General features: G+C 41.3%; 8 protein-coding genes. All 8 read left to right on the plus strand.

All coding sequences use genetic code 11. The features are described from left to right. Positions 1-2 precede the first annotated feature (2 nt). Positions 3-1,001, plus strand: a complete 999-nt coding sequence (locus IEY42_RS17520; RefSeq protein WP_188926599.1) for an NADP-dependent oxidoreductase — start codon at positions 3-5, stop codon at positions 999-1,001. Positions 1,002-1,073: 72 nt separating this feature from the next. Then, on the plus strand, positions 1,074-3,188 hold the full coding sequence (locus IEY42_RS17525; RefSeq protein ID WP_188926600.1) for a molybdopterin-dependent oxidoreductase: 2,115 nt from the start codon (positions 1,074-1,076) through the stop codon (positions 3,186-3,188). Between the two features lie 46 nt (positions 3,189-3,234). After that, positions 3,235-4,068 carry an AAA family ATPase gene (locus IEY42_RS17530; RefSeq protein WP_188921565.1) on the plus strand — a complete coding sequence of 278 codons (834 nt, stop codon included), beginning with the start codon at positions 3,235-3,237 and terminating at the stop codon, positions 4,066-4,068. A 7-nt stretch (positions 4,069-4,075) separates the two neighbouring features. Further along, on the plus strand, positions 4,076-5,248 hold the full coding sequence (locus IEY42_RS17535; RefSeq protein ID WP_188926601.1) for a vWA domain-containing protein: 1,173 nt from the start codon (positions 4,076-4,078) through the stop codon (positions 5,246-5,248). 267 nt (positions 5,249-5,515) lie between these two features. Beyond that, positions 5,516-6,424, plus strand: coding sequence for a haloalkane dehalogenase (locus IEY42_RS17540; RefSeq protein ID WP_188926602.1), 909 nt, complete (start codon positions 5,516-5,518; stop codon positions 6,422-6,424). Between the two features lie 171 nt (positions 6,425-6,595). Then, on the plus strand, positions 6,596-7,390 hold the full coding sequence (locus IEY42_RS17545; RefSeq protein ID WP_188926603.1) for an SGNH/GDSL hydrolase family protein: 795 nt from the start codon (positions 6,596-6,598) through the stop codon (positions 7,388-7,390). 1,253 nt (positions 7,391-8,643) lie between these two features. After that, a complete protein-coding gene (locus IEY42_RS17550) occupies positions 8,644-10,833 on the plus strand; it encodes a bifunctional metallophosphatase/5'-nucleotidase (RefSeq protein ID WP_229780141.1) in 2,190 nt (729 codons plus the stop codon). 176 nt (positions 10,834-11,009) lie between these two features. After that, positions 11,010-12,239 (plus strand): YibE/F family protein, encoded by a 1,230-nt coding sequence (locus IEY42_RS17555; protein WP_188926605.1) that lies wholly within the window; start codon positions 11,010-11,012, stop codon positions 12,237-12,239. Positions 12,240-12,402 lie beyond the last annotated feature (163 nt).

Genomic DNA, 12,402 nt, shown 5'->3' on the forward strand with positions numbered 1-12,402 from the left:
ACATGAGCACATTTACCGCAATTAACCTTATCGCTCGCCCACAAGGCGGCCCAGTCGGCCCAGAATTATTTGAAGTGGTACAAAAACCAATGCCAACCGTTGCTGATGGTCAATTCCTTGTTAAGCAGAGCCATATGTCATTAGACCCTGCGATGTTTGGCTGGATGAGCCCTGATACCGAGAGTTATATCCCGCCGGTTGAGTTAGGCGAGGTGATGCGCAGCTCAGGGATTGGTGAAGTCGTTGAAAGTAAGCACCCAGATTTTAAAGTCGGTGATCGCGTAATGGGCATGATGGGTTGGCAAGAATACTTTTTAAGTAATGGTCCAGGGTTAAACAAAGTGACTGCGCCATTACCCGATGAAGCCATATTATCTGTGTTTGCGTTACCCGGTTTAACGGCTACCCAAGGGCTATTCAATGTCGGCAAACCTCAAAAAGGTGAAACCATTGTTGTGTCTGGCGCAGCTGGTTCGGTGGGCTCAATTGTGGGTCAGTTGGCCAAAGCAGATGGCTTGACGGTAATAGGTGTTGTCGGTACCGATGAAAAAGCAGATTGGATTGTTAATGAGTTAGGTTTTGACGGGGCGGTTAATTACAAAACCGATGATATCGAAGCCAAACTCGCTGAGTTAACGCCAAAGGGTGTTGATATTTATTTTGAAAACACCGGCGGTCCTATTCAGCATCATGTGTTTGCCAGAATGAATGCCCATGGCCGTATTGTGGTGTGTGGCATGATTGCCGATTACCCAAAAGCGGTACCTGATTTAGGACCAAATTGGATCCAGGTGATTAAAAAGCGTTTGATTATTCAAGGTTTCACCATGCCAGACCACTTTGGCGAGGTTCCGGCGTTATTACAAAAGCTGACACCGTATGTGATGAACGGGCAGATTAAACATCGCGCGCATGTGTTAGATGGGCTTGAGTCAGCTATGACCGGACTTAATTTGTTTTTTTCCGGTGCCAACAAAGGCAAATTAATCGTTAAAATTTAACCATTAATCCATCAGCACAATTTTTACATATTGTGCTGTTTTTTTGTATGTCTGGCCGAGCAGGTAAATAATATGAGCGAAATCAATACCCATTACCGAAATTGCAATATCTGTGAGGCCATGTGTGGCTTAGAAATTAGCTATCAAGATAAGCAAATTATCTCTATTAAAGGCGATCAACTTGACCCATTTAGTCAAGGTTACAATTGTCCCAAAGCATTAGCATTAGAAGACTTTTATACCGATAACGATCGATTAAAAACCCCAATCAAACGCACCGCAACGGGCTGGCAAGCCATCAGTTGGGATGATGCCTTTAGCGAAATCGTCAGCAAAATTAAAACTATCCAACAGCAACACGGCAACAATGCCCAGGCCGTCTATTTAGGTAACCCTAATGCCCACAGTTTAGGCAATGCATTATTTCTCAAACCGTTTATGAAGTCACTTGGCACCCTAAATCGGTTTAGCTCAGCCTCTGCCGACCAATTACCACATCATGTAGCCGCTAATTTTATGTTTGGCGCAGGCATGTTAATCCCCGTGTCTGATATTGACCGCACCGACTTTATGTTAATTATTGGCGCAAACCCTGTGGTCTCTAATGGCAGTATGATGACCGCGCCTAATGTCATTGGCCGCTTAAAAGCTATTCAAAAACGCGGAGGCAAAGTAGTGGTGGTTGATCCACGTAAAACCCGCACTGCAAAAATAGCCGACCAACATGTGTTTATTCGCCCTGAAAAAGACGCCTTTTTATTGCTGTCACTCATTCATTGCGTGTTTGCTGCTAATAAAGTCAATTTGCGTCATTTAAGCGATAAGGTTGATGGGTTAGATGAAATCGAAAAATTAGTAAAAGATTTCTCGCCACACGTGGTCAGCCCGTTAGTGGGTATTGAGGATGAGGTGATTGAAACCTTATCAGCGCAAATGCTCGCAGCAGACTCTGCGGTGTGTTACAGCCGCATGGGCGCATCTACCCAATCGTTTGGCGGCATTTGTTTATGGCTTACCAACGTGCTTAATATTATTACCGGTAACTTTGACCGTGCAGGCGGGGCAATGTTTCCTCAACCAGCATTTGATTTATTGCGTAATCACCAGGCGGGTCATAAAAGCTCATTTGGGCAACATCAATCACGCGTGCGCAAATTACCGTTTTTTAATGGAGAGTTTCCGGTCGCAGCATTAGCGGAAGAAATCCAAACCCCGGGGGAAGGCCAAATTAGAAGCTTAATTACCGTTGCGGGTAATCCGGTGTTATCTGCTCCGAGTGGTCACCAACTTGCGGCTGCATTTAGTGAGCTTGATTTCATGGTGTCGATTGACATTTACCTTAATGAAACCACCAAATACGCTGACATTATTTTACCGGGCACTACAGGCGTCGAAAATTCACACTTTGATATCTTTTTTAACTCATTTTCGGTTAGAAATACGGTGAAATATTCAGCACCATTATTTGAAAAGCACAGCGATCAACGCAGTGATTGGCAAATACTCAAAGAGATTTCAGCGCGCATGCTCAATGTGCCTGCTGACGACCCAATGCAGCAGGTTACCCCTGAAATGATATTGGATATGGAACTTAAAAAAGGCCCATATGGCAAGCAGGGCATGAGTTTACAAAAATTAATTGATAATCCACACGGCATTGATATTAGTCCGCTTATGCCATGTTTATCAGAGCGGATTAAAACCGCGAATGGCAAGATTGATTTATTCCCTGCTGTTTATCAAGATGATTTACCGAGATTACATACTGTTATGACGCAAAGTGCTCGTGATAATCAGTTTCCATTTGATTTAATCAGCCGCCGTTTAGTGAAGAGCCATAACACCTGGACTCAAAATTCACAGCGGCTAGTCAAAGGTAAAAATCCGTGTACTTTAGAAATACACCCACATGATGCACAAGCCCTGGGGGCCAAGACTGGCCAGCAAGTAATAGTCAGCTCAGCGGTTGGTGAAATTAAAATAGACATTGTGATTACCGATGACGTGCAACCCGGTGTGGTTACCATGCCGCAAGGCTGGGGCCATAATCAACAGGGCACCAATATGTCGATAGCAGCCACTCAACCCGGTGTGAGTATTAATGATTTAACAGATGCTAAACGAGTTGATATGCTGACAGGAAACGCGGCTTTCAATGGCACACCGGTAGCGATTAAGCTTGCTTAATGATTGAATGTATTATCAAAATAACGAATAAATAGAAAGGTTAACCATGTTTAAAAGTACCCAAAATTATATCGCATCAAACGATCTCACATTAGCGGTTAATGCAGCCATTGCACTCGAAAAACCGTTATTGATAAAAGGGGAGCCAGGTACAGGTAAAACACAGTTAGCAGAAGAGTTAGCGCGCTCGCTTAATTGTAAACTGTATCAATGGCACATTAAATCGACTACCAAAGCCCAACAAGGTTTGTATGAGTACGATGCGGTATCACGCCTGCGTGACAGTCAATTAGGTGATGCTAGAGTGCATGATATTGGCAACTACATTGTCAAAGGTAAGCTATGGCAGGCGTTTGAAGAAGAACAACGTCCCATTTTATTAATTGATGAAATTGATAAAGCTGACATTGAATTCCCCAACGATTTACTGCAAGAGCTCGATAAGATGGAGTTTTATGTTTATGAAACTCAGCAAGTGATAAAAGCAAAACAGCGCCCCATTATTATCATCACCTCAAATAATGAAAAAGAGCTGCCAGATGCGTTTTTACGTCGCTGTTTTTTCCATTACATTAAGTTCCCAACCAAAGCGGAAATGGAAAAAATCATCGATGTGCATCATCCAGATGTAAAGCAAACCCTGTTAACTCAGGCTTTGGATGTGTTTTTCGATCTGCGCGAAGTTAATGGCATTAAGAAAAAGCCATCAACTTCCGAGCTCATTGATTGGTTAAAACTACTGATCTCCGATGACATTTCGCAGCAGACATTACTCGATAAGCAATCAGATATTATTCCGTTATTTGGTGCATTATTAAAAAATGAACAGGATGTGTCATTGATTGAAAAACTGGCCTTTATGAGCCGCAGAAACAGGTAGCATTGCTGTGTTTATAGATTTTTTTCTCACCTTAAAAAAACACAAAATACCTTGTAGTTTGCGCGAACTACTTGACCTTATCGCCTTGCTTAAAAAAGGTGTGGTATTTGCTGATGTAGAAGAATTTTATAACCTGGCCAAAATTGTCATGGTTAAAGATGAAATATATTACGACAAATACGACAACGCCTTTGCAGAGTATTTTGAAGGCATCGAACATATTGATATTTTTGACAAATTATTACCAGAGGATTGGCTGCGTAAAGAGTTTGAAAAAAACTTAAGCCAAAAAGAAAAAGATCAACTCAAGGCGCTTGGCGGTCTTGAAGAGCTAATGAAGACACTGAAAGAGCGCCTTGAAGAACAAAAAAAACGTCATGCTGGCGGTAATAAATGGGTAGGCACAGGCGGCACATCGCCTTTTGGTGCTTATGGTTATAACCCCGAAGGCATACGAGTTGGTCAAGATAAAAACCGCAATAACAGCGCGGTGAAAGTGTGGGATAAACGCGAGTTTAAAAACTTTGATCAGGACCGTGAACTCGGTACCCGTAATATTAAATTAGCCCTTAAAAAGTTACGTAAATTTGCCCGCACAGGTGCCAGTGAAAAGCTTGATATCAATACCACTATCCGCTCAACCGCGCAAAATGGCGGCTTACTTGATGTGCACATGGAGCCTGAGCGTCATAACGCGGTAAAAGTGCTGATGTTTTTCGATATCGGCGGCTCCATGGACGATTACATTCATACCTGCGAAGAGTTATTTTCAGCCGCGCACAGCGAGTTTAAACACTTACGCTTTTTTTATTTTCATAACTGTTTATATGAAAAAGTATGGCAAGACAATAATCGCCGGTTTGATAAAACCATTGAACTCGCTGAAGTGTTACGCACATTCTCATCTGACTACAAAGTTATTTTTGTCGGCGATGCTACCATGGGGCCTTACGAAATCATTGCAAAAGGCGGCAGTGTTGAGCATTGGAATGAAAAACCCGGCATAGAATATATGAATCGATTATTAGGCCATTTTAATAAAGTCGCCTGGTTGAATCCACAGCCAGAACAATACTGGCAGGTGCATCATTCAATTTCGATTATTCAAAAACTGGTTGGCGACAAAATGTACCCGTTAAGTGTCGATGGCATAGGCCGTGCAATCAAAGACTTAAGCTAATTAACCTGAGCTCGGGATAATAAACGTCTTTCAAACAGCCCTTTGCCTGCTAACTGTGTTGAATCGACTTGCAATAGGCTAGCTATTGACGCGTCAATTCGCCTTGTTAGCAGAAAAAATGTCAAGCTTGAAAGTGAGGACGGGGTAACATGTTGATTTTAAATAGCATAAGTTCATCCCTTATCCCGAACTCAGGTTAATTAAATTGACGACCGTTTGCCCCACATAACACATAACACATAACACAGAACAAGGAATAGAGATAATATGGACTTTTTACGTACTGAAGACAGTTGTTTTGCTCATTTGCCAGATTACCCTTTTGCTGCGCACTACTTAAACGTCGATGATAGCGAAGGTGGTGAGTTGAGAGTGCATTATGTTGACGAGGGTCCCAAAGATGCAGCGCCAATACTCTTGCTGCATGGCGAGCCAACATGGAGTTTTTTGTATCGTAAAATGATCCCTATCTTAGTAAAAGCCGGGCATCGGGTCATCGTGCCCGATTTAATTGGTTTTGGCCGTTCAGACAAACCGACAAAACGCTCAGATTACACTTATCAGCGTCATGTCGACTGGATAACCTCATTGATGTTACAGCTAAACCTCAGTGATATTACTTTAGTGTGTCAGGATTGGGGCGGCTTAATTGGTTTACGATTAGCGGCAGAGCACAACGAACGCTTTGCTCGGATAGTTGCTGCCAATACCATGTTGCCCACAGGCGATCATCAACCCGGAGACGCTTTTCTAAAATGGCGCCAGTTCTCACAAGATGTTGAGGTGTTTCCAACAGGTAACTTAATCAATAGTGCTTGTGTATCAAGTTTAACGCCCGAGATCGTTGCCGCGTATGATGCGCCATTTCCTGATGAACGCTACAAAGAGGGCGCGCGTCAGTTTCCTTTACTTGTGCCAATAACCCCAGATGACCCCGCAGCAGATAAAAACCGCGCAGCCTGGAAAGTGTTATCACAATGGCAAAAGCCGTTTTTAACCGCCTTTAGTGACTCAGATCCTATTACCAAAGGCGGCGACGCTTTGATGCAAAAGCTCATTCCCGGCACTCAAGGGCAAAAGCACACCACCATAGTCAGCGGCGGACATTTTTTACAAGAAGATAAAGGTGAAGTGTTAGCCGAAGTGGTTGTGCAATTTATTGCTGATAATCAATAATGCCTGAGTGACAAGTGACAAGTGACAAGTGACAAGTGACAAGTGACAAGTGACAAGTGACAAGTGACAAGTGACAAGTGACAAGTGACAAGTGACAAGTGACAAGTGACAAGTGACAAGTGACAAGTATGACATAAGATAATGTCAGGAAATGACTTTTAAGGAGCCAATATGTTGTATCACGGTATTTCGATTATGTTGGCCCCGGTGCTTGTGTTACAAGGGCTCAAAGTGCGCCGCACCACGCCAAGACTTGCCGAACCAGAAGGTGAACGTGTTGGTCAAACTGGGCCTAATCCTCAGTTAAGTTTATTAATTTTAGGTGACTCTGCCGCCGCGGGTGTTGGGGTGGCAAATCAAAGTCAGGCGTTACTCGGTCAAGTTATTGAGCAATTAAGCCCAACATTAAATGTTAACTACGCCTTGTTTGCTAAAACAGGTGCAACCACATCAACCACCTTACAAGCCATACAACAAATTGACACAGACCATCCCGTGCTCGGGCAAGGGCATTATGATGTTATCGTCACCTCATTAGGGGTCAATGATATTACTTCATCGGTGAGTTGTGATAAGTGGCTTTTACAACAACAAGCATTGTTTACATTGCTTAAAGAGCGCTACACGCCAAAACAAATCTTAGTCACAGCATTGCCACCTTTAGGGTTGTTTCCCGTTTTGCCCAATCCACTTCGGTGGAGTTTAGGCAAACGTGCTAATCAATTTAACCATCGTTTACAGCAATTAATACTTAAGCTCAATCAGCAGCAGGGCAATCAGACGCGTCAATTTACCATGATTACATTGCCGTTAGACAACCCACAACCCGAGTTAACCATGCTCGACTTTATGCGCCAGGTCATGGCCAGCGATGGATTTCACCCAGGCGCGCCTATTTACAATGCATGGGCAAGCTTAGTGGTAGAGCAGATAGTTGGTGGTGTTGTAGTCCCAAGGTGTGTTTAAGTTATGGCCTGTGGCCACGAACGTCGTGGCGCTTCGCCCACACTAGACCAAGAGGAAACCAACGGCTGTTCCCTCTTGGATCTCCCAGCCGCCACATCAAAATTATCTGGAAGGCGATAATTTCGCGACGTGGTTAAATCCAGCTTTTGACCGCGTTTCGATGTTCTTCAGCCTTATTCTAAAATGCTAATGCTTCAGATGGGGCGTCCCTTCCCCTCTAAAGCTAGCCAGACATCCATGTCTGGACTCACGTCATTTTCTTCAACGGCCTCAAGTTAAGAGTTGAATTTGGATTGTTTCAAGCAATATGCGTAAGTAATTTATGTCCCTTTCCTTGTTAGTAAAATCCAATTTAAACGTTGCTCGAACATCGTTATTGATAGTTTATGAAAGAACCATTTTGAGGGTTGCCTATCCACGCTTAACACCATAAAACCTTTCGACAGGGTACTGATTTTTTTACAGTTATAATTCAAGTTTATTAAAATAGTAGTGTTGTTTCTCGTTATGTCATTTCGAACATTCTTGGTTGCCCTTTGTCAGGATAGTTGTCGCCATAATTCATTTACAAATGAAAGGGCGCGGTAACTTAAAGCAAGTGAATTATCAAAGGAATTGAGTTCAATTTAAAGAAACGATAGTGAAGTAAAAATAGACACAAAACGATGAATAAATAACCAAAAAAGGTCTGCAGCCATAATCGCTTAGTGATCTAATTTTAATAATATCTTGTGTTATGCCATATTGATTACAACCTGACAAACAAGTTAAATAAAATGACAATATCACAACGTAGTCGTTAGATATCTTGCATTACTCGCTATTTTGTTAATCTTTAAATCCATTTATTTGGCGCGCTAGTGATGACAATTTTACTGCTGAAGCGGCTTAGCTTCGTAATTTAATTTAAATAAAACTCAATGCTTTAAATCTATTGCGAACTATTCTCACTCCGTTTAGTAATATTAATCAATAGGTTTACCGTATTAATGATCCTGTGTATACCTCTCCTAACGTGAAAATTAATGATTACATATTTTATACAATATTAACCTTGTATTTTTAAAGTGTGACAAAGCCCTCGCTATTAATTAGAGTTTTTGCACTAAGTCACATTTTTTTAAAATCATGTTCTTATACTCGAACACTAGTTGGCTATGGCGAACAATACGCCTAAATGATAATTACAATTAGCTGACAAAGTTCAGAAGGGATTTCTTCTGGGGTCAAAAGATAAATAAAGAGTAATGGATATGCTAAATAAAAAAGTATTAACGGTAGTGATTTCTGCCGCATTAGGACTTACTGCTTGTAATGGTGATGATGAGATTGTTTATGTCGATACACCGGTTGAAACGAGTCTCTCGTCGACAGCGGCAGAAGGTAAGACGTTATCAAATACGCCAGATGTAGTGGTGAAAAGTGCTATTCAAGATATTGATGAAGTGACAATTACCATCGCGGCAACATCCGACTTGCATGGTCGTCTGTTCGGTTATGATTATGCAATAGATGGCGAAGATAAAGATGCTGGCTTAACGCGTATAGCAACCTTGCTTAAACAAGAAAAAGCCAAAAACAGCAACATGATTTTAATTGATATCGGTGATACCGTTCAAGGCAACTCGGCGCAACTATTTAACGATAATCCCACTCATCCTGTCGTTTCTACACTTAACGCTTTAGATTATGATTTATGGGTACCAGGCAACCATGAATTTAATTTTGATCGCGAGTTTGTTGATCGTAATCTTGCTCACTTCAATGGCGCAGTGGTTTCAAATAACATTAAGTGGGAAGCAAGCAACACCAATTACATTCGCTCTTTCCAAGTATTTGAAGTCGATGGAGCTAAAGTCGCTATTGTTGGTTTAACCCCTTCAAATATCCCTAACTGGGAAGCTTCTGCTCCAGAACATTTCAAGGGGCTAAAATTTGACGAAGAGCTTGCATCAACACAAGCTGCAGTGGCTCAATTAGTAGAAGAATACCAACCTGATGTTATTGTGGGCGCTTTTCACCTAAGTAGAAACTCTGGTGGTACAGGTGTTTACGACGTTGCAGCCGCAATGGCCGATCAATTCGATGTTATTCTCGCAGGTCACGAACATGCAACCTATATTGAAAGCATCACTAAAGGTGAAGTTGGTGAAGATGTAGTCACTAAAGATATTTCTGCAGAGTCTAATCACGCTACAGAAGATAAAACCCTTGCTGGTGTTTATGACGAATCGAATCGAGCCAACAGTGTTAAGATTATTGAGCCGGGTAAGTGGGGATCTGCATTAGCAAAAGCTGATATCAAACTTAAAAAGAATGACGCAGGTAAGTGGGAAATGGTAGATACCACACTGGCGAATATATCTACATATGGCGTAGAACAAGATGTAGATATTAGCGCGCAATTCCAATATGTCGATGATATGGCTAAAGCAGATGCGCAAGAAGTTATTGGTAAAGTTGTTGGTGTATTCACCCCAGGTAGTGGCGCTGACGAAGCGGTACATGAAGATCTTAATAATGAAGTTGGTAGACTTTATACCACTATTCACACAGCCAAAGTACAAGATACACCATTGATGGATTTTATTAATACCATTCAATTGCAAAAATCTGGTGCTGATATTTCGGCTGCATCGTTATTCTCTGATGGTTCAAACCTTATTGACGATCAAGACTATGCGAAAAAAGATTCTACTCGTTTATACAAATACGATAATACTTTAATCGGTATTGATATTACGGGTGAGAACCTAAAACGATATATGGAATGGTCTTATAGCTACTTCAATCCTTATCAAGATGGCGACATCACAGTCTCATTCCGTAAGGGGGCTAAATCTTACAACTATGATCAATTTGATGGCAATATTAAATTTGTCGTTGATCTAACTGGCGATGCATTTGCACAAACTAAGGGAGATGATGGCAAGTATCAAGTTACCAATGAAGGTAGCCGCATTAATATATCTGAAATTAATGGCGAGCCATTTGACCCCGCAGCAACTTATAAATTAGCTGTAAACAGTTACCGTTATGGTTCTCAATTGAAGATGTATGGTTGGGTTTCTGCTTCGGGTGAAGATAAATTTTATGACTCTGTCAACGAAAACGTCTATGCAATTCGTGACATGTTAACGGAATATATTATTACCAATAAGTCAGTTAATGCTGCCGATTACACCAACAATAACTGGGAATTTAAGCAGTACCAGACCAATGGTGCTATCACGCTTGCACGAACTGATAACGGCGCGGGTCAAGCACTTTGGACTCAGCTAGTGAATAAGGAAATTTGTGTCAAAATCGACCCTGAAAACCCTAAATATCCTGGGATTTTATATTCAGTAAACGTCGATGATGCAACGAGCTACTTTGCTAACCCTAATAAGGATAGTGCCGACCAAGATGAAGTTTATCAAGGCTGTGTAGAAGCTCAATAAGGTAAAAACTGAATGAATAAAGGCCCTGAAAAGGGCCTTTATTAACACTATAATCGTGCTAAAAAATACTTAGAACACTTTGTATTGGAATAAGGGTTAAACAAAAGTGTGACTAAGACTCGTTATCCAATGTCAAATCTATTCATTTCTTGAGGCTTTTAAATTAAAGACTGCTTATGTTAAAAGACTACCGTTTTGCTATTTTAATCGCCTTAATTTCAACCATGTTATTTTACTTTTCCCCAAGTTTGAGTGATAACCTCAAAGCAAAATCGTCATTAAAGCAGAGCTTTGTGGAAGCTAGGGTCACAAATGTGGTGAGTAACGAGTTGGCTGCTGATATCAGAGTACCTTCAATATTAACGGGTAAACAAGTCTTTAATGCTGAAATTCTAGAAGGCCCAGAAGCGGGCACAATAGTTGAAGTACAGAATCCTCTTAGTCGTCAACATAATGTGTTAGTTGAGCAAGGTGATGTCTTTATTATGATGATACGTGTTACGGGTCGAGAGAAAATTTATTGGGCCTATAACCACAAGCGTTCAACAGCCATTTATTGGATGGGTTTTGCCTTTGTCATTTTACTTCTTTCTTTTGGTAAAAAAGAGGGCTTACATTCAATTGTGTCACTTTACTTTACTGCAGCGCTTATTATTGGAGTGTTAATTCCAAGTATCTTTGCAGGGTTTAATCCTGTGCCTATTACCATCATTTTGATGGCAATCAAAATTGTGGTTAATTTCATTTTAGTATCGGGCTATAACCGCAAAAGTTTTTGTGCAATGGGTGGAACATTATTAGGTGTTATTGCTGCTGGCATAATGGCCCAAGTCTTTGGTGAATTTGCTCATCTGTCAGGTATTTACCTCGATAAAGGTGAGGACGTTATCTATATATCTAATCAAATAATACAGGTTAGATGGTTAATGTTTGTGGCCATTATGATCTCGGCATTAGGTGCAGTTATGGATGTTGCTATTTCCATCGCGTCAGCTTACAACGAGTTACGAATTACAGATCCTAAACTTTCACCTACCCAATTAATGCGCGCCAGTATGAATATTGGTAGAGATATTATGGGGACGATGACCAATACATTAATCTTAGCTTTTGCTGGTAGTTCGTTGACGACTATTATGATGGTTTGGGGGTTAGATATGCCCTTGACGCAATTTATTAACACTCCAGTGATCGCATTAGCCATTATCCATGCACTTGCAGGTAGCGTAGGTATTGTGCTCACAATCCCTCTTACCGCGTGGCTTGCAAGGTATATGTTAAGCCCATCCCGTCAAACGCCTGCAGAGTTAAATAGTACTTCTGCTCAATCTACTGCCACAGATGTCATGGTTCATGACATTAAGCTAGAGCCAAGTGCAGCACTTAACTCTGTAAATGAAAGCTGATACTCATCAATAGTATAAAAGTGATGGGTGACGCCTTTAAAAACCTGCGTCTTTAACACCTTAAAAAAATGTAAAAAAAAGCCAATCATTATCTGATTGGCTTTTTTGTTTGCCCAGCGAAGCTGGCAAACCCGTCAGGTTGAAAGAAACCTGAATCACCCCG

Origin of the sequence: Shewanella algicola (assembly GCF_014648035.1) — a bacterium.
In the GTDB taxonomy this organism is placed as follows: domain Bacteria; phylum Pseudomonadota; class Gammaproteobacteria; order Enterobacterales; family Shewanellaceae; genus Shewanella; species Shewanella algicola.